Below are 20,114 nucleotides of genomic sequence, written 5' to 3' on the forward strand. Positions count from 1 at the left end.
ATCGAAGCTAAGTCCTAGCAAGAGCTAGGACTTAGCGGCACTGAACAAGCACTCATTCAGCTGAAAACTAGATAAAGGTTACTTCAAGGCTACTGCCAACCCGGCACCCACGTTTTACTAAACGCAGGACTCGCCCATCCAGCAGGAAAATCTGCAGGCGTCATTTGCTCTCCGCCGATAATCACCTCACCCAGATCATCTTGATACTTCAGCCAGGGAATTGTTGGCTGCCAAGCCAGAGGTTTTTTAGACCAGTCACACACCCCTGTCGCAAAGGTTTGCTCTAACTTCTGCCAGTCCGCCTCTTGCCAAACCAAATTGCCCAAACCGTAATCATCAGCTCGGCTAAAGGGTTTTAATTGGCACTGCACCTGATCACCATACTTGTCAGCACCGGCCTGGGTGCGTGGCGTACCGAATACCAACATAAGTTCGTCTGGACACATTTGCCCCGGCACGCCGCTACACTGATCTTGCACACTCGCGGGCTTGTTGGTCACTATTTTCTGCGCCAGTGGTGCGTCGCTGGTGTCGGCTTCTATCGTGTCTAACCACGATGCCATGGCGATCAGCGATTGACTCATATACGTCAGATCACCAATCAATGGCGTTAGGCCGCCCCAGTGAACAAAGTTGTCGCGGTTGCCAAACTCTCGCTCTAAGCGCCAGCGCACCCAATAGCCGTGCACACTGTCGTGAGCGATGCCCGGATCAGGCCCCGTCATATTAATAATCGGCACCGTGTCCATATTCACTACGGTATTTAAAATCCCCGTGCGATAGGCATTGGGCAATGCCGGATAGTCAGGTTTTAAGCGTTCAGCGGTCACATTCAAGCTAGGATCAAGCCCGCCAATATTGGTGTTCAACTTTAAAAATTGGTCGGGAGTAAGAAGCCCTTGTTGCAGTGGAATGAGGCCGTATTGCACGCCTTCATTGCCCAACGGAAAACCGGAAAATGCGTAACCTAAGTCTTTTTCAATTTGCGACCAATGATCGCGCAGCTGATCCTCAGCGGGGAATTGCTCGCGCTGACCAATCATATTTTGCATAAACGTCAGCACGTCACAGCGCGCGCCGCCGGGGTTAGTATCTTGATCGAAGCGCTCTTCATCGCTGATGCCGCCGCAGCTAGACGCAGGATCAACCGCCTCGGCAAACAGCGCCGAATCGGCAACAGACGCATTCACAATGCCGTTGAGATGACCGTAAACCTCGTTCTGTTGAAGCACCGTAAATAGCGTGCCATCACGCGCCAACAACGCCGGATCATTCATATTGGTTTTAAAGTAACGCAGCAAAATATGATAATCCGCAAACTGGGTCGCCGTACTCATCACATCGGGATAAGTACAGGTCGTCAGCAAGCCTTGGTACAAACCAGGGTAGGCATTGGCGATCATATTCTGGGTTATCGCACCGCCGGAACAACCTGTACCCACGGTGTAACGGAGCTCGCCGTACTGCTCTATAAAGCGCTCCTTCGCCATCATCAGCGATTCCGCTTGATAGCTAAGATTACAGTTGTGACCAAGATTCAACTGCGCGGTAGACAGCACCGACCACCCCATACTCAGCGCCGTAATATAAGACTGATCAATCAGCGGGTTGCCTGGAATCGTGCCAGAATAATCGTCGGTTTTTGGCGAGCTAGTATCGTGGTCGCCTCGGCAATTACCGCCGTGGGTGACCAACAATCGTCCATTCCACTGCGACTGGGGCTGAACCGGTGTCCAATCTTCACCCACCTTCTGCAGTGTAAAAATCGTGTACTGATCCCGCGCCTGATAACCAATCTCCTGCCGCACAATAAACGGCAGCGTTTCGCCGGTATCGGTCGTAGTCATCGCCACATCGTCTGGCGGGGCTTCCGGGTCATAGGGCAGCAAACCGCCATTTAGGGGATTGCTCGATTTATAAAGCCACTTGTATTCCACCTGCTGATTACAATCTTCATCAGCCGCCGTATCTTGGCACTCCCAAGGCTGAATATGCGGGCCTGTAAACACTGGGCCACCAGAAGGATGGTTCACCACCGTAAGGTCATTGCCGACATTGGTGCTGAGGGTGTTGTCACCCACCGCCAAACCGTCAACCACACCCACTAAGCGCAGAGGGTTATCTGGCGTGGCCTGCAACACACTAGTTACATCGCTGCCATTGCGGGTCAACACCAGTCCTTCTACCGCAGCAGCATTTTCTAACACCACCTCCACTAGCACATCGCCCGCCGACACCATATCTGGCCGATTAGACAACACCCGCAGCTGCGCTGTGTCTTCAGCCGTGCCACCAGAACCGGGATCAGGGTCTGGCGTACCAGCAGAACTGCCACGACCAGAACCACTGCCGCCGCAGGCGGCCAACGTCAGAGCGATCAATACCGTTATTATTTTTACATTCACTGCTACAACCTCTGCTCGCGCTTGCGAACTGACTTACGAAACAAAAACCACTACGACACTTTATAGGCAAAATGTGCAGTGTCAACTTACATAGTATTTAGAAAGTATAGACGTCGAGGGAAAAAACAGTCGGAATTAGCGGCAAAAATAGAAAAATCGAGACTAGACAAAGGATTACGCTAGCGAGTGAATGTTAGCCTCAACACCCAACAGATTTACCAACATAACTGAACCAGAGCTTTCTATGTTGTTGCGCTCTTTGTGAACAATTAAGCCCTAGCTGCAACCCAGGCATTACGCCGACACACGAAATACATCGCCACAGCCCAATCAAACGTCGCACAAAACGCACCATAGGCGAGTGGTACCTGCGTAGCTTGCCTACCGGCGAACACATTCGTTCCGCTGTGCTGGTGAATCTCATGAAGAAGATCCCACGCTCCATGCAATGCGTAGCCCGCGATAAGCAATATCGGCAGCCTTATGCCGAGACAACCCAAAACAGCAAAGACGACAACCGCTGTCGTTTCAAGCCGCCATGCCGACTGATCACCAAAATAAGACGTAAACGCCAGATAAAAAGCAGCGATAAAAATCAGGAACGCACCATACAACGCAGACTCGAATCGAGCCGGCACAAAACGGTGAGAGAGATACATCGAACCGACCGCAGCCAAAACACCGACGCTGACATACAAGATCATAATGATTGCTAGCGCCATCAACGTCATCTCTATTTAAGCTATTCGTAAATTTATTATTCACACGTATCGCCAACCCTAAATGAAAATCTAGAGGGCGCTAAATCGAATATTGCCTTACTTAATTCCAATTCAAATATGCCATATCTCGACGTGCACTTACTAGCACAATTAAGCCCAAAGCAATCCGAAACAGAAATATTAATAGCGATTAATTATCCACAAGAAAATTAAAAAAGCCCCTCAAACGAGGGGCAAAGAGGTGTACAAGATTAGAGCGATTTAAGCAGCTTGCCCCTGCTCAGTTTTTACTGACGCCTCCGGCTCATCAACCACTTGTCGGATAAGATAATCAAAGGCACCCAGCGCTGCGGTGGCTCCGCTACCTACCGCGACAACAATTTGTTTGAACGGTACGGTGGTCACATCACCCGCCGCAAACACGCCTGGGATTGATGTTTCACCGCGTGCGTTAATTTCAATTTCGCCGCGCGGTGTTAATGCCACTGTGTCTTTCAAAAACTCGGTGTTGGGCACCAAACCGATCTGCACAAAGATGCCCGCTAGGCTTACCTTCTGCGCGTCGCCGGTTTTGCGATCTGTGTACTGCAAACCGGTAACACGTTGGCCATCGCCGAGCACTTCGGTGGTCTGCGCACTGGTAATAATGTCGATGTTTTTCATCGACCGCGCTTTGCGTTGCAGTACTTCGTCAGCACGCAATTTACTGTCGAACTCCAATACCGTGACGTGTGCAGTTATACCTGCCAAGTCAATTGCGGCTTCTATGCCGGAATTACCTCCGCCGATGACCGCGACGGATTTACCTTTAAATAAGGGGCCGTCGCAGTGTGGGCAGTAGGCCACACCTTTGCCGCGGTATTCTTGCTCGCCGGGTACGTTCATTTCTCTCCAGCGTGCACCGGTGGCTAATAGCGCCGAACGGCTGCGTAATACCGCGCCGCCTTCAACGCTGACTTCTATACTGCCGTCGTCTGCAACGGTCAGTGCAGATGCTTTGTGGCCGCGCATAATATCCACATCGTAGGCGCCAACGTGGGCTTCTAAATTAGCGACTAATTTAGGGCCTTCGGTTTCTGATACTGAAATAAAGTTTTCGATGCTGACGGTATCTAGCAATTGACCGCCAAACTTATCGGCGAGTACACCGGTGCGGATACCTTTACGCGCTGCGTAGATAGCCGCCGATGCGCCCGCCGGACCGCCGCCGACAATCAGCATGTCGAACAGGTCTTTCTCCGCCAATTTTTTAAGGCTGCGCGCACCGGCATTTTTGTCGATCTTTTTCAAAATATCAGCCAAGCCGATTCGGCCCTGCGAGAACTGCTGGCCGTTCATGAATACGGTGGGCACAGCCATGACTTTGCGCTCATCGACTTCTTGCTGGAACAGCGAGCCGTCAATCATTTCATTGCTGATTTGCGGGTTGATCGCGGCCATCATATTCAGCGCCTGAACCACTTCTGGGCAGGTCTGGCAGCTCAAGGAAATATAGGTTTCAAAGCGGTATTCACCGTCAAGATTGCGCACTTGTTCTATCAAGTCTTTATCGACTTTCATTGGGTGGCCGCCACTGTGCAATACAGCTAATACCAGCGAGGTAAATTCGTGACCAAGCGGCACGCCTGCAAAACGCATTTCTGTGCCGTTCGCAACTGAGCGCACACCCATCGCCGGACGACGCGCCGCGGTGTCTTCGCCCTGAACAATGGATACCAGCGCAGACAGCGCTGATATCTCGTTCATTAGGCTTTCAAGTTCCCGGGATTTGTCCTGGCCATCGAGATACGCGACCAGCTCTACCGGTGTTTTCAGATTTTGGAGGTAGGCCTCCAACTGGGTTTTTAATTTCGCGTCTAGCATGATGACTACCTCGTCCCGTAAATTCATTATTCATTCAAGGAAATAGACTTTAAAAAAGGCCCCGTCGCCGAGGCCAACAGGGGTGTTAAATTTTACCGACTAGGTCTAGTGACGGAGACAGTGTCGCCTCACCTGGCTGCCATGCTGCTGGGCAGACTTCGCCGTCGTGTTCTGCAACGTATTGAGCTGCTTGTACTTTACGCACTAACTCTTTGGCTGAACGGCCGATACCGAGGTCATGTAGCTCTGCCACTTTGATTTCACCCTCCGGGTTAATCACGAAAGTGCCGCGCAATGCCAAGCCGTCTTCTTCGATCATTACGCCAAAGTTGCGTGAAATGCGGCCTGTTGGATCGCCGATCATTGGGTACTGAATTTTGCCAATGGTGTCGGAGGTGTCGTGCCACGCTTTGTGGGTGAAGTGGGTGTCGGTTGATACTGAGTAGACTTCCACGCCCATTTCTTGCAGCTGTGCGTAATGGTCTGCCATGTCGCCCAACTCGGTGGGGCATACAAAGGTAAAGTCGGCAGGGTAGAAAACAACCACTGACCACTTGCCCAGCAGGTCGGCATCGCTGACGTCAATAAAGCCGCCATTGTGGTAAGCCGTCGCTTTGAAGGGCTGTACTTTGGTATTGATAATGGTTGGAAACATAGTGTTACTCCTGAGGTGTTGGTATAAGTAAATTCGGTTTGCCTTAAGCTCAGGAGCCATACTACGGAAGAGAAGATTTGGTATCTAATCGATCATTATTATGATATTGATAGGTTTTACCAATACTTATTGAGCGCCATGATTAAGATTCGCGACCTGCAATACCTCGACGCCGTTGCCAGGCACGGCCACTTTGGCCGAGCAGCAGAGGCCTGCTTTGTCAGCCAGCCCACACTGAGCGGACAGATTATGAAGCTGGAAGATCAACTAGGGCTGAGCCTATTTGAGCGCCATCGCAAGAAGGTCATGCTGACCCCGGCGGGGGAAGCACTACTGGTACGCGCGCGGCAGGTATTGCGTACCGTCGAGGATTTTGAAGAAACAGCCAAAGCTTTGTCTGACCCGCTAAGTGGTGACTTGCATGTGGGCTTAATTCCCACAGTAGCGCCCTACTTGCTGCCGCATATTATGTCGGCGCTGAGCGCCGCCCTGCCCAATATCAATTTCTTTCTGCACGAGAATCAAACCGACGTACTGCTAAAACAATTAGATGAAGGCAAGCTCGACGTGCTGATTCTAAGCTGGCTCGACACTATGGAGAATGTCGAACGCTACTCCCTAATTAACGAACCCTTGGTATTAGCGACTCCCGTCAATCATGCCTTGGCGCAAAAAAATGACCTTAGCCTAAAGGACTTAAACGGGCAGTGGGTACTCACCCTTGAAGATGGGCACTGCCTTCGCGACGAAGCCTTGGGCTATTGCTTTAGCGCCGGCGCCAAGGAGGATTCGCGATTTCAGGCAACGAGCTTAGAGACCTTGCGCTATATGATCGCCAGCGGCATGGGGATCACCCTAATTCCGGAACTGGCAATCAAAGAAGGGGAACACGGTCTGCGCTACACACACTTTAAGGCGCCCGTCCCGAGCAGGGAGATTTGCTTGCTGGTCAGACCCAACTACTCAAGAATGGAATGCGTGCGGGCCGTGGTGTCGTCGATCAGAACGTCGATGGTAGATTTCATAAAATGATCGGGCCACCGAACACAGACTGTTAGGCGACCCGTGGCTTGCGCTTACTCAATAAAGGAAATGCTACCCAGATAATCCAATTTGCCCAGATCGACACCGTTGTTACGCAAAATTGCATAGGCCGTTGTCACGTGGAAATACAAATTGGGAATAACAAAACTAGTCGCAAAGGTGCTGCCCAACATTTTCTTGCCATCTAACCACGGCAGACTAATTTCTTTGGATGCGGTCTCCGCAAAATCTGCGGGGGTATAGGTGGCCAAGTATTCCTGCACCGCGGCAATACGAGCATAGAGCTCATCGACGGTTGTCTCGGTATCTTCATGTTTTGGTGCACTGTCTGCCTTACCGGCTAAACGCGCTGCACCTAGCTTGGCGGTGTCACAGCAAATTTGAACTTGGCGAATCAGAGGAAACTGGTCTGGCGCCAAACGCGAGTTTAATAACACCTCTGGGGCGACCTTTTTGGTTTCTGCAAACTCCTCGGCTTTCTCCAGCATTACCTTCAAATTACCCAGCATCTTGCTCGCTTGCACAACTGTAATGTCATAGAACATGGTAGATCACCTCGCGGAATGGATTGAGCTTTTATGGTTTTTGTTACTGAGTAAGAGTTTGGGGTATAAATGAGTGATTCAATAGCATAGAGATGAATATTTTGCAGCCAACATAAACCCTAGCTGCAGCGGAGATCAAGTTACGGCGTGGCAGCACGGTCAAGCTCATATGGAAACAATCCCCGCCTGCGGGGTGTCTGTGCCGAAAGTATGCTCTGAGATAGGCGCCCCCGCACGCAACAGGGCTTGGCGGTGCTGTTGAATAGGTGTCTTCAAACAAATCAACTCGAACTGATGAAGTTTAGTGAAACAGTCCATCTGCAATAGATCTTGCACATAGCGACAAACCTTTGGCCAACGACTTTCATCAAGTTGATAACGCGCAAAGGCGGCATTCCTAAAAAAGCTCGCCACCGAAATATCGGCTATCGTCACGTTGCCAAAAAGAAACCCACTATCTGGAAGCTGCGTTTCAAGATAGTCCATTAGCTCTGGAATTTCACACGTCAATGCCTTGGCCAAAATAGCCTCATCCGGCTCTTTGCCCCACACAAACTTGCGGATAACCACTTGATTGTATAAATGCCAGATAAAGACCTCACCCAAGCGCGAGTCCGCGTACTCCTCGATCCATCGGGCACGCCCGCGCTCAGCGACATCGCTTGGCATGAGATCGGGGGTCAGATACTTTTCATTGAGGTATTCCACAATGACCGTAGAATCTGACAGCACAATATTATTATCGATTAACACCGGTACTCTGCGCAGTGGACTGACACCACTAAATTCTGATGAGCCGTAAAAAGGAACGATGGGGTCGATTTCATACGCTAAGCCCTTCAACTCTAAACAAGCCAGAACTTTCCTGACATACGGAGACAAGTAAGACCCGATAATCTTCAATTTCGACCTTCCTGGTTTTGCTCTATTCACGTTGTTATCTTTAAAAGGCATACAGCAATTTACAAACAGTCTTTGTTATAGCACTTTTTCACGCTATGTCCATATAGCTCGCCGCTGCGCACCATACAATAGGAGGGCGGTGGTGCGAGCTCATATTTTTCGAGCGTGAAGGTCACTGATGTAAGAGGAGGAAAAGCAAGAATATGCTACGGTGTATTCTTATTAATTTTGCACACCCACTGCATCACCACGACGCAACCAACGATAGTCATAAGGTGCGAGCAGTATGCTGTGCTGACTGCGAATATCAGCGCCATCAATCAAGATATCCTGCCAGGATACTGACTCATCAAGATTTAAATCTGACAACAAAATTTCCTGCGGCTCTGCGCTTATATTGTAAACCGCAACAATAGCGGCACCCGTGCTGTGACTCTCGCGACGAATACCAAACACCTTGTCACCTAGGTGCAAAGGGTATTGCGCAGCGTTGGGATGGAAGGCAGCTTGCGTTGAACGCAGTGTGATAAGCGCCTTAAGGATATTAAAAATTCTAGCGTGATGGCTGTCGGTGCTGAGCTGTGACTCTAGGTCATCCGCCACCCATTGGTGACGATTTATTGAGCGATTATGGCTGGTGTGCAATACGCGGTTTTCGTCGTTCTCCGTTGCCAATAGACTGTGAATATAAAACGCGGGCACACCTTGCACGGCCAGCATCAAGGCATGAGCGCAGATAAAGCGCTGCTCTTGGAAGCCATCTTCGCCGTCATTTTCATTACTGGAGTATAGGTGCCGGCGCATAGCGTCAAACAAACTGATGTTTATTTCATAGGGGCGATTTTCGCCATTGGCCAGCGCGCGCCACGACACGCGACCGCCGCTCTTTTGCATAAGGGTAACTAATTGATTTATTTCGGCGTCTTCTAACAAACCCTCTGCCGGGCGTAAGCCGATGCCGTCGTGGGAGGCAATAAAGTTAAAATAAGTGGTGCCATCCTGCGCAGCGGGCATGCCCATCATCCAGGTTTTTAAGGCCTTACAACTACCACTTACCATGGTGTTAATTAATAGGGGCGGCAGCGAGAAGTTATAAACCAAATGCGCTTCATTGGCGTTGCCGAAGTAGGCTAAATTTTCCCGCAGTGGGATATTGGTCTCGGTAATGATAATGGCCTCAGGGATCGCGTGCTCAATAAGGCTTCGAACAAGGCGCACGACCTCGTGGGTTTGTTCCAAATTTAAACTGGTGGTGCCGGGAATCTTCCATAAAAATGCAACGGCATCGAGGCGAAAAATTTTCACACCCATGTCGAGGTAGTAGCGAATAATTTTTACAAACTCTAATAATACCGTGGGGTTTTGAAAATTAAGATCAACCTGATCGTGGCTAAAGGTACACCAGACGTGGCGTTTGCCATCTAGGGTTTGCACCTCATTTAATAGCGGACTGGTGCGAGGCCTGATAACCTCACTTAAATCCGTTTCGGGATCGACTTCAACAAAATAGTCCATGCCCGGATCACGGCGCTGTTTAAAATTTTCAAACCACAGGCTGCGACTAGAACAGTGATTAATGACTAAGTCAGCCATTAGGTCAAAGTCTCGCGCAATAGCATTTATGTCCTTCCAGTCACCAAGCGACGGATTCACTTCAACATAGTTAATAACGGAAAAGCCGTCGTCCGAGCTGTAGGGATAAAACGGTAAAATATGCACGCCGCTAATTAAACCGCGCAACTCCCGGCGCAAAAAATCATGCAGGGTATGCAGCGGCCATTCGCCCTCGCGCAGAATAGAATCGCCGTAGGTAATGACCAGCGTGTCACTTTCGTCCCACAGGTTTTTATGCGCTTCTGGCATAAAGCAGCGTTGATCCAGCGCCATCAATGCAATTATGTCTTCCAGCAAAGCGGCTTTTTCGAGGTGTGGATATAAGACCTCCAAATGGGCGCTAAGCCTTTCACGTAAATGCTGTTCTGGCGTTATCTCCGTCATTCAAGAAAACTCCTCATTGTCGGCGACCACCGCTGCCATCATGTCCTCTAATAAAGTCGGCTCTGCGCTGCACACCCGATTCCAGCTTGGAATAAACGGGGTTTCCATGGGATTTTCTAAAAACATATTGCCAGCTTTTACAATATTTTGAGCAAACAGTTCAACCGCCTGCTCTTCGCCGTGGAGGTCTAGGTCCAAGCCGTTCATGACCGCATCGTTGCGATAACTATCGACAAAATCTAAAGCCACGCGGTAGTAAGTTGCCTTGATCGAGCGGAAGGTTTCACTATTGAACACCACGCCATTTGTGGCCAGTTTGCGGAACACCGCTTTGGCGATATCGATAGACATTTTTGACAATCCGCCGCTGTCATCCTGCTCCGACAGATCTTGATGTTTATGGTCGTACACGTCCGCGATATTGACCTGACACAAGCGGTTGGTGGAATAATTGCGATACATTTCTGACAACACGCCGATCTCTAATCCCCAATCGCTAGGAATACGCAAATCGTTTAAGACGTCTTTGCGCATGGAGAATTCACCCGACAAGGGGTAGCGATAGCTGTCGAGATAATCTAAATAATCTAGGGAGCCAAATATTTTTTTCAAAGAACGAATTAGGGGTGTAACTAATAAACGACTCACTCTGCCGTTTATTTTTCCGTCGGCCACCCGCGCGTAATAGCCTTTGCAAAACTCATAATTAAAACCGGGATTGGCCACGGGATAAAATAGTTGCGCTAGCAGGCGACGATCGTAGGTGAGAATATCGCAGTCGTGCAGCGCGATTGCCTCCGCCCGCCCAGAGGCTTGTATATAGCCGATACAAAACCACACATTGCGGCCCTTACCTGGCTCTGCGGGCGACAAACCGCGGGATTTGAGACGCTGGTCTATCGCCTGCAAACGCGGGCCGTCATTCCATAGTACGCGATGACGCTGAGGCAGTCTGCTGAAAAATTTCAATGCATGGCGATACTGTTCTTCGTTTGCCTGATCAAGACCAATGATAATTTCATCGATGTAATCTACTTTTGCAATTTCATCGATAATCGCCGGCAAGGCTGTGCCTTCAAGTTCAGAAAACAGCGATGGTAGAATTAAGGCCATTGGCCGCCGTTTAGAAAATGTGAGTAACTCTGCCTCTAACTCCGCCACAGGTCGGTCGACCAAATTGTGTAGCGTAGTGATAATGCCGTTTTGATAAAAATCGCCCATAAAAATCTCATTTTATTTTTTAATTTGGTTTTAACAACTTTGCCAAAATGCACTTGCAAAAGGAATCACGCTAATAAGTTTAAAAGTGCCTCGTTCCAGCCAGCAGGACCGTATTGCTCAGTGCACATAATCTCGCCCTGCGGATTTTTTACTTCAGGCGCAGGATGATGCTCTGACCTTATAACAACGCCGATATCAGCCGCCGCCAACATCGCCACATCGTTGCCACTGTCACCCAAGGCAATCACCCGTGGTCTGGCGCCTGTGGGATATAAGCAAGAAACCAGCCACGACATCGCCACGCCCTTGTTTGTTGGCCCCATAATATGGTGAAAGCGGCCGCCCTTTAGCGCTTGCAGACCTGCACTTTTTAAGTCTTCACAAAACTGCAGCCAACGCTCGTCGCTGTCCTCCCAGCAAATCGGTTCAGAATAATCGCGCCGCAGCGCTAGCTCAGCGTCGGCCTGCTCCAAGCCGGTAATTTCCTGCAGGGCAGCAACATCAAAATCGCTGAATCCGGAAAATTTATAGCCCTTATCCGCGCGCCAGCGATGAAGCAAAACTAGGATGTCACTGCGGTGCGGCGCAAAACGCTTATGCCTCGCTCCGTCGATTAATTCCATCTCAACATCGGCCAGTAAATCACAACTCTTGGGCACCACCACCGCCGCGCCGTTCTCAACAATATAGGGATAGGGGTTAGCCAGTCGCTGGGAAAGCGGATGCAATTCCGCGCTGGTTTTGCTGGTGTTTAATACCCAGACTATCGACTGTGCAGCAATCTGGGCCAATGCAGGTGCGGCAGCGGCAAATGAATAGCTATCATGATCTAACAAGGTGCCATCGAGATCGGTGAAGATCACATCCTTCGTCGATAACTCGGTCATCTATCCTCCCTATACGTCACGTTCAGTATTTCGCGCTGCTCACCTAGCGCCATTACGCAATCAGCCTTCGCGGCAAGTGTCTTCAGGCAGTGCGTCGTTAATCGTTCATAGTGCTGTATAAATCGTAGAATTTCTTGCTGACTCATTACGCCTTTGGCGGCCGCAGCATCCGTCTGGCGCTGGGCTAATTTTCTCTCTTGCTCACTCCGCCAACCAGCGACACACGCAAAACTCGGGGCGCTCAACATAAGTAAATAATCAATTTCACCGAACAACACTTGGTAGTCGGCAGCCAGGCAACTATTCACATAGCCTCGCCAGCCACCATCGCTATCTTCTAACCGTTCTAGATCATTCACCGGCAACGTTAATTCAGCAGGTGATTGCGGGCTCGCACCCACACACCAGCCTTCGAACACAATGAGATCAATCGGCCCATTTACTGTTGGCCACGCCGCTTCGGGTGCGCGGTCGTCCCGGGCTTTATCAAATCGCGGCAAGCGCATGGTTTCATCGCGTTTAAGCAACCGCAACTTAGCAAGGGTATTCAAGGCCAAAGGAATATCGTGGGTCCCCGGAACGCCGCGGGTTCGCAACAAGGGGTGTGTTGTGCTGGCGAGTTCTTTACGCTGCACAGCCCTTAGGTAAAAGTCATCCAGCGATAATAGGGCTATATTTAGACCTTCTCGCTCTTGCAAATACCAATGTATAAACTCGGCCAAGGTCGATTTTCCGCTACCCTGCGAACCATAAATACCGAGTACGGGAACACGCCCCTCAGCCCCCAGCAAAGGCCGAAGCGTTTCTATGAATGGAATAAAATTCTTTTGGGCCTGTTCCCGATAACTATCGGGCAATTTCTCTCTTTCAAGAAATTCGCTCAGGGCATCCTTAGGCAAAATCTCTCTCCGGCCAAGCGTTGTTGTATTACCTTAGACTATTTTGACAGCTAAGTACTACAAGCAAATTAAGCAGGTTTCTTGCCAGTATTGAGCGAAAAAGTGAAGTTAGTTGAGTTGCGAAAAGTGACGAGCAAAAAAAAGAGGCCGCATGGCCTCTTTCTATAGTCAGTCCGCAATTAGTGCTGGTGGCCGCCCGCGCCATGAACATGGCCGTGGCTTAGCTCTTCTTCGCTTGCAGCGCGAACAGACTCAATACTCACGTCAAAATTCAAGACTTGACCCGCTAGTGGATGGTTAGCATCAACGGTGACATTTTCATCGTCTACTTCTTTCACAACCACTGTCTGCATTTGACCGCCCTGGCCCTGCGCTTGAAACTGCATGCCGACTTCGATTTGATCAACACCTTGGAACGCTGCGCGTGGAACAGGTTGAATCAATTCCGGATTGAGTTCACCGTAACCATCAGCTGGCTGTACCGTTACTTTCATTGCGTCGCCGGTGGTTTTACCCGCCAATTCACGCTCAAGACCTGGGATGATGCCGCCGTGGCCGTGAAGATACGTTAGTGGTTCCTGACCTTTTGAAGAATCAATTTCAGTGCCGTTGTCGTCAGTCAGGGTGTAGTGAAACGCCACTACGCTATCATTAGCAATAATCATGGGAGCCTCCCGTTAAAATAAGCCGACAAGCATGACAGTTTTGCCCGACGAGGTCACGCGAGAGCCTCAATTTATTGGGTATTGCACGACATTAACGACCTAATCGCCAATATCGACGCGCCAGACCGAAGATAATTCACCGCGCGCCTAGAGCCAAAATCTTCAACCGCCGCTGGGATCGGTAATAGCTTGGCCAACTTCAACAATTCGACGACGCAGCCAAATATGACCAGGATCGTGTTGCAGCAGCGGGCTCCACGCCAGCTTCAACTCAATTGGAATTATCATAAATGGCGGCTTGCGAATCGCCAACCGTGGATCTTCGTCATATAAACGGGCAACTTGGGTCGGCAAGGTTGCGATCAGATCCGGGTGTTTCGCTAACAATGCGGCCACTTGATAGTGACGAGTAAACACGCGAATTTGGCGCTCGTGACCACATTCAGCCAAGGCTTCATCTACCCAACCTAAGCGTTGGCTGTCGCGCTGGCTCATTCCTCGCCCTACGCCCATACCGGTTTTGCTTACCCAAATATGGGGCGCTGCCAAAAACGCATCCATATCAAAATTGTCGAGGGCCTTGTTCTCGCTGCTCATCAAGCACGAAAAGCTGTCTCGCCACACCGTGGCTTGGTGAAAGGACTGGGGTAGACGATCAAAACGGTTGATCGCCATATCAATTTTGCCCTGCTCTAAATCTTGAAAGGTCACATCACTTGGCGTAAGGACGTCCAGTGTGATATTGGGCGCTTCGTCACGCAGCTTGAACAACAGCGGCGCCAACAGAGTGGACTCCGCGTAGTCGCTGGCCATAATCCGAAACACACGGGTGCTCTTGGTCACTTCAAAATCGGATACCGGCAACACCGCCTGCTCAACCGACGACAATATAGTACGCACCTGCGGCTGTAATTCGACTGCCCGCTCGGTGGGAGTCATGCCCTCACTAGTTCTAACCAATAGTGGGTCATTGAATAAATCGCGCAAGCGCCGCAAACCGTTACTCAACGCCGGTTGAGTGATACCCAGCTGCTCCGCAGCGCGGGTAACATTTTTCTCCCGCAACAATACGTCGAGATAGACAAGCAGATTTAGGTCAATACGCGACAGATTCATAGCAAGAATAACTCCGCTGGGTTTAATAGTTTTACGTGATTATGGGCATTTTAAAGCTTTACTGCCAGAGGCTGCAAAACAAGCTGGCGGCTGGACGCCTGATGTCGGACATAAAGACCGTTAAACACACGTCAAACTTCAGACACCCGACATCTGACTTCACAAAAAAAAGGCCCGGAAAATCCGGGCCAAGCCTCACTGACAGGAACTGTTACAAGATGCGAGTTCTATAAAAACTTAGCTCGCGTGCTTTGCTTTGTATTCAATACGGCGACGATGTAAAACGGGTTCTGTATAGCCGCTTGGCTGTTCGCAGCCTTTTAGAACTAGCTCCAAAGCCGCCTGAAAAGCGACACTGTCGTCAAAATTATCAGCCATTGGCGTGTAGTCAGCATCGCTCGCATTTTGGCGGTCAACCACCGCCGCCATGCGCTTCAATGTTTCTAGCACCTGCGCCTCTGAACAGATACCGTGACGCAACCAGTTGGCGATGTGCTGGCTAGATATGCGCAGTGTCGCGCGGTCTTCCATCAAACCCACATCGTTAATATCTGGCACTTTTGAGCAGCCCACGCCATTGTCGATCCAGCGCACAACATAGCCCAACATACCTTGGGCATTGTTATCTAACTCTTGCTGGATTTCTTCCGCGCTCCAATTTGGATTCTGCGCCACAGGGAACGTCAAAATATCATCTAGCGCTGCGCGCTGACGGCTGGCCAACTGCTCCTGCACGGACAATACGTTTACTCGGTGGTAATGCATGACGTGCAAAGTTGCTGCTGTTGGCGACGGTACCCACGCGCAGTTTGCGCCGGCTTGCGGGTGGCCAATTTTGGCATCCATCATCGCTGCCATTTCGTCTGGCATTGCCCACATGCCTTTACCAATTTGCGCATGACCACTTAAGCCGCACGCCAAACCAATATCGACATTCCAATCTTCATAGGCTTTGATCCACGCCTGCTGTTTCATATCCGCTTTGCGAACAAAGGGGCCCGCTTCCATGCTGGTGTGGATCTCATCACCGGTGCGATCAAGGAAGCCCGTATTAATAAAAATAACGCGCTCAGGCACTGCCGCAATACAGGCTTTCAAGTTTACTGTGGTGCGACGCTCTTCATCCATGATGCCGATTTTTAAGGTGTTGCGCGCAAGGCCAAAGGCATCTTCAACCCGCGAGAACAATTCCGCAGCGAAGGCGACTTCCTCAGGCCCGTGCATTTTCGGCTTAACTATATACACACTACCAGCACGTGAATTGCGCAAAGCACCTGTTTGTTTAAGATCATGCATGGCGGCCAACACAGTTACCATGGCATCCATAATGCCTTCTGGCACTTCAAAACCATCAGCATCGATAATGGCGCCATTGGTCATCAAGTGACCTACGTTACGCACCAGCAACAAACTACGACCATGCAAAACGGTTTCGCCACCGCCAGCGGCAGTAAATACGCGGTCAGCGGCGAGGGTGCGAACAAGTTCTTTGCCGCCTTTCATGAATGACTCTTGAAGGTCGCCCTTCATCAGACCCAGCCAGTTGCGGTAGACCTCTACTTTGTCGTCAGCATCCACAGCTGCGACGGAATCTTCACAGTCTTGAATTGTGGTTAAAGCCGATTCCAACACGACGTCTTTTACGCGCGCAGCATCGTCCTTACCAATTGGGTGCTGCTCATCAATCTGAATATCGATGTGCAGGCCATTATTGACCAGCAATACATTGCTCGGTGCTGCCGCGTCACCTAAATAGCCAACAAACTGCGAGGGGTCTGCCAAGCCTGTCACACTGCCATCTGCGAGGGTAACGGCCAAGGCTCCATCAACTACGCTATATAAAGTCGCGTCTGCATGGCTGCCATCGCTCAAGCTCGTGTGTTGATCAAGAAACTGGCGTGCATAGGCGATAACTTTGGCGCCGCGAACAGGGTTGTAGCCTTTGCCTTTATCAGCACCGTCGCCCTCTGAAATTACATTGGTGCCGTAGAGCGCATCGTACAAACTACCCCAGCGCGCATTTGCTGCGTTAAGCGCGTAACGCGCGTTCATTACCGGAACAACCAACTGCGGACCAGCTAAGGCGGCAATTTCTTCGTCTACATTTTCAGTGGCGACGCTAAAGTCCGCTGGCTCAGGTAGTAAGTAGTTAATTTCTTGCAAAAACGCCTTGTAGGCCGTAGCGTCAAAGCTGCCTACGTTGGCGCGGTGCCACTCGTCAATCTGAGTCTGAATTCGTTCGCGTTTCTGCAGCAATTCACGATTTTTCGGCGCCAAGTCTTTTAAGATATCAGCAAATGCCGACCAAAACGTGTCGGAGCTAATGCCTGTACCAGGAGCGACTTCATCATTCACCAAGCGATAAAGTACATCGGCAATTTGAAGTCCGCTGTGCTGTACTCTGGAAATGGCCGAAGACATAAACACTCCTATCTATAAGGTAATTTGGCATGATTTAGGGACACTATCCTAGCAGCTAAGGATAATTCTGCAAATTTATCCATATTATCACTGTTATTTTTACTATGAATACTTAAAGCGAATCACAAGGCTATAATAAGGCAGTGCGCGACCAGTGCGATTTGCAAATATTGTGCTCAAGAACTATATAGCCCTTCAAAAGCTCTGCCGCAAACATTATTTTTAAAATGAATATCGAGCATAATAACTATAAATTAGAAAAATTTAAACGCCGAGCGTAAACTTGCCAACGTTAATAACCCAACCCGCAACAAAATAGGGACCACATATGTCAACTCTAGACGCAGACATCCAGGCAGTTGCCTCTCTTAAAGAACAAGCTGGCAGCAGCTGGGACGCCATCAACCCCGAATCTGCAGCACGTATGCGTGCCCAGAACAAATTTAAAACCGGTTTAGACATCGCCAAATATACTGCCGACATCATGCGTGCAGACATGGCCGCGTTTGACAAAGACAAAACCAAATACACCCAGTCACTGGGTTGCTGGCACGGCTTTATCGGTCAACAGAAGATGATTTCTATTAAGAAGCACTTCAACGGCAAAACTGACCGTCGTTACTTGTACCTTTCTGGTTGGATGGTTGCAGCACTGCGCTCTTCGTTCGGTCCTCTGCCTGACCAGTCAATGCACGAAAAAACAGTTGTTGCTGACCTAGTACGTGAGCTTTACACCTTCTTACGCCAAGCTGATGCACGTGAATTGGGCGGCTTGTTCCGCGCACTAGACGCTGCTCGCGAAGCTGGTGACAAGGCTGAAGAAGCTAAAATCCAAGATCAAATCGACAACCACGTTACTCACGTAGTACCAATTGTTGCCGATATCGACGCTGGTTTCGGTAATGCAGAAGCGACTTACCTAATGGCTAAGCAAATGATCGAAGCTGGCGCTTGCTGCTTGCAGATCGAAAACCAAGTTGCTGACGAAAAGCAGTGCGGTCACCAAGACGGCAAAGTAACCGTGCCTCACGCCGACTTCCACACCAAGCTGCGCGCTTTGCGTTACGCTTTCTTGGAATTGGGTGTCGACAACGGTGTTATTGTTGCACGTACCGACTCTGAAGGCGCTGGCCTTACTAAAGAAATCGCTGTTGTTAAACAACCTGGCGACCAAGGCGACGTATACAACTCGTTCCTAGACGTTGAAGAAATCGACGTAGCTGACATGGCTGAAGGCGATGTCTGCTTCAACCGTAACGGCAAGCTGGTTCGTCCTAAGCGTTTACCTTCTGGTTTGTACCAGTTCCGCGAAGGCACTGGCCACGAGCGTTGCGTATTTGACTGTATCGAAGCGATCAACGCTGGCGCTGACCTGCTTTGGATTGAAACTGCCGTTCCGACTGTTCACGAAATCAAAGGCATGATGGACGAAGTTCGTAAAGTACACCCAAATGCGAAGTTGGTTTACAACAACTCTCCTTCTTTCAACTGGACTCTGAACTTCCGTCAACAAACGTTCGACACTTGGACCGCTGAAGGCAAAGACGTATCTGCTTACGATCGTGCGAACCTAATGTCAGCTGAATACGACGAAACTGAATTGGCTGCCGTTGCTGATGCACGTATCAAGACTTTCCAAGCAGATACTGCTCGCGAAGCGAACGTATTCCACCACTTGATCACTCTGCCTACTTACCACACTGCAGCATTGTCTACTGACAACCTTGCAAAAGAGTACTTCGGTGAGCAAGGTATGCTGGGTTATGTTGCTGGCGTACAGCGCAAAGAAATCCGTCAAGGCATTGCCTGTGTTAAGCACCAAAACATGTCTGGCTCAGACATGGGTGACGACCACAAAGAATACTATGCCGGCGAACTTGCACTGAAAGCGGGTGGCGCGAAAAACACGTCTAACCAGTTCAACTAAGTTGAATTAGCGTTTGGCACACCTCATCGCCAGACACTCTGACGATGAAAAAAAGGCGGCCCCTTGCAAAAGGTGTCGCCTTTTTTATTAATAGAATAGGATAACGACCTAAACCTGATTAAGTGATTTCAATTATGACTGATACACCTACGTTTCTTAAAGACGCAAAAGATGTGCTGAGTGACCAAGGATTTGCGGCGAGCAACATCTGGTATCACGGCACCTCATCTGCGCTGGTCGACTCAATCAAACAGCAGGGCGTGAAGCGCTCAGGTGACAAAGCGCTGAAAGATGCCGCCAAAAAAACCATGGCAACCATCGGCAATAGCTATACAGAATCTATTGAGCCCGTGTTTTTAACACCAAGCAAAGAAGTCGCATTTTACTGGGCACAGCAAACGGTGCGAAACCGCAGCGTCCGCATTGAGGGCGACGAGCAGCCCGCAGTATTTGGTATCACACTCCCAAACGAACTAAATAAGAAAGTGAAACCGGACGTAGGTGCCGCAAGCTTGCTACTTTTGAAAGAAGGTGAAGAATTTATGGCGTTCCTGGCCGGAATTTACCAGGAAAATGGTTACGACATGCCTGGGATTGACCTAATGAAGGCAAACCGCCTCGAGTATTTAAATATATTAGGTATGGCCTATTTTGACGCGGACATTGACGCCGCCTGCATCGAAGTCATTACCGGCTGAGGATCACAGCTAACTTAAGACAGGTGCATTAAAGAATACGGTGACCAGAATATTAGCCTTTCTTACAAAGATACTGGACGCCAGCCGTCAGATACAAAACAATGACAAATCTATTAAGCCTATTTTCCAGGGCAAACCAGAACAC

The 20,114-nt window shown here is 49.8% G+C and carries 16 protein-coding genes; 3 read left to right on the plus strand and 13 right to left on the minus strand.

The genetic code is table 11. The features are described 5' to 3' along the window. Positions 1-89: 89 nt before the first annotated feature. The 4 genes from KXJ70_RS08240 to ahpC form a co-directional block, all read right to left on the minus strand. Positions 90-2,405: a DUF6351 family protein gene (locus tag KXJ70_RS08240; protein WP_219042931.1), complete on the minus strand. Its 2,316-nt coding sequence runs from the start codon at positions 2,403-2,405 to the stop codon at positions 90-92. Between the two features lie 269 nt (positions 2,406-2,674). Next, complete coding sequence (locus tag KXJ70_RS08245) at positions 2,675-3,127, minus strand: DUF6010 family protein (protein WP_219042932.1); 453 nt, start codon at positions 3,125-3,127, stop codon at positions 2,675-2,677. Positions 3,128-3,388: 261 nt separating this feature from the next. Continuing rightward, positions 3,389-4,990, minus strand: a complete 1,602-nt coding sequence (ahpF, locus tag KXJ70_RS08250) for an alkyl hydroperoxide reductase subunit F (RefSeq protein ID WP_219043131.1) — start codon at positions 4,988-4,990, stop codon at positions 3,389-3,391. An 85-nt stretch (positions 4,991-5,075) separates the two neighbouring features. After that, on the minus strand, positions 5,076-5,645 hold the full coding sequence (ahpC, locus tag KXJ70_RS08255) for an alkyl hydroperoxide reductase subunit C (protein ID WP_219042933.1): 570 nt from the start codon (positions 5,643-5,645) through the stop codon (positions 5,076-5,078). Positions 5,646-5,783: 138 nt separating this feature from the next. Between ahpC and oxyR the strand changes: the two genes are divergently transcribed. Then, entirely contained in the window at positions 5,784-6,677 is an 894-nt protein-coding gene (gene oxyR, locus KXJ70_RS08260; protein WP_219042934.1) for a DNA-binding transcriptional regulator OxyR, read from the plus strand. Between the two features lie 44 nt (positions 6,678-6,721). Here oxyR and KXJ70_RS08265 read toward each other — a convergent pair whose 3' ends face one another. From KXJ70_RS08265 to KXJ70_RS08305, 9 genes are all read right to left on the minus strand, one after another. Continuing rightward, a complete protein-coding gene (locus KXJ70_RS08265) occupies positions 6,722-7,234 on the minus strand; it encodes a DUF1993 domain-containing protein (protein ID WP_219042935.1) in 513 nt (170 codons plus the stop codon). A 165-nt stretch (positions 7,235-7,399) separates the two neighbouring features. Continuing rightward, positions 7,400-8,167, minus strand: a complete 768-nt coding sequence (locus tag KXJ70_RS08270; protein WP_219042936.1) for a glutathione S-transferase family protein — start codon at positions 8,165-8,167, stop codon at positions 7,400-7,402. A 192-nt stretch (positions 8,168-8,359) separates the two neighbouring features. Beyond that, on the minus strand, positions 8,360-10,135 hold the full coding sequence (locus KXJ70_RS08275) for a sugar phosphorylase (protein WP_219042937.1): 1,776 nt from the start codon (positions 10,133-10,135) through the stop codon (positions 8,360-8,362). Next, positions 10,136-11,356 (minus strand): glycosyltransferase family protein, encoded by a 1,221-nt coding sequence (locus KXJ70_RS08280; protein ID WP_219042938.1) that lies wholly within the window; start codon positions 11,354-11,356, stop codon positions 10,136-10,138. Positions 11,357-11,421: 65 nt separating this feature from the next. Then, complete coding sequence (locus KXJ70_RS08285; protein WP_219042939.1) at positions 11,422-12,243, minus strand: HAD-IIB family hydrolase; 822 nt, start codon at positions 12,241-12,243, stop codon at positions 11,422-11,424. Next, complete coding sequence (locus KXJ70_RS08290) at positions 12,240-13,142, minus strand: phosphoribulokinase (RefSeq protein WP_219042940.1); 903 nt, start codon at positions 13,140-13,142, stop codon at positions 12,240-12,242. The genes KXJ70_RS08285 and KXJ70_RS08290 overlap by 4 nt, the downstream gene beginning before the upstream one ends. Positions 13,143-13,321: 179 nt before the next feature. Continuing rightward, the gene (locus KXJ70_RS08295; RefSeq protein ID WP_219042941.1) at positions 13,322-13,807 is read right to left on the minus strand and encodes an FKBP-type peptidyl-prolyl cis-trans isomerase; all 486 of its coding nucleotides are present in this window, start codon (positions 13,805-13,807) and stop codon (positions 13,322-13,324) included. A gap of 162 nt (positions 13,808-13,969) precedes the next feature. Then, positions 13,970-14,923 (minus strand): LysR family transcriptional regulator, encoded by a 954-nt coding sequence (locus KXJ70_RS08300; RefSeq protein ID WP_219042942.1) that lies wholly within the window; start codon positions 14,921-14,923, stop codon positions 13,970-13,972. Between the two features lie 237 nt (positions 14,924-15,160). Further along, positions 15,161-17,344 carry a malate synthase G gene (locus KXJ70_RS08305; RefSeq protein WP_219042943.1) on the minus strand — a complete coding sequence of 728 codons (2,184 nt, stop codon included), beginning with the start codon at positions 17,342-17,344 and terminating at the stop codon, positions 15,161-15,163. A gap of 328 nt (positions 17,345-17,672) precedes the next feature. Here KXJ70_RS08305 and KXJ70_RS08310 point away from each other — a divergent pair, with 328 nt between their 5' ends. Both KXJ70_RS08310 and KXJ70_RS08315 read left to right on the plus strand, forming a co-directional pair. Then, a complete protein-coding gene (locus tag KXJ70_RS08310; protein WP_219042944.1) occupies positions 17,673-19,271 on the plus strand; it encodes an isocitrate lyase in 1,599 nt (532 codons plus the stop codon). 134 nt (positions 19,272-19,405) lie between these two features. Continuing rightward, positions 19,406-19,969: a hypothetical protein gene (locus KXJ70_RS08315; RefSeq protein WP_219042945.1), complete on the plus strand. Its 564-nt coding sequence runs from the start codon at positions 19,406-19,408 to the stop codon at positions 19,967-19,969. Positions 19,970-20,114: the final 145 nt, after the last annotated feature.

It is taken from the genome of Zhongshania aquimaris (genome assembly GCF_019312595.1).
In the GTDB taxonomy this organism is placed as follows: domain Bacteria; phylum Pseudomonadota; class Gammaproteobacteria; order Pseudomonadales; family Spongiibacteraceae; genus Spongiibacter; species Spongiibacter aquimaris.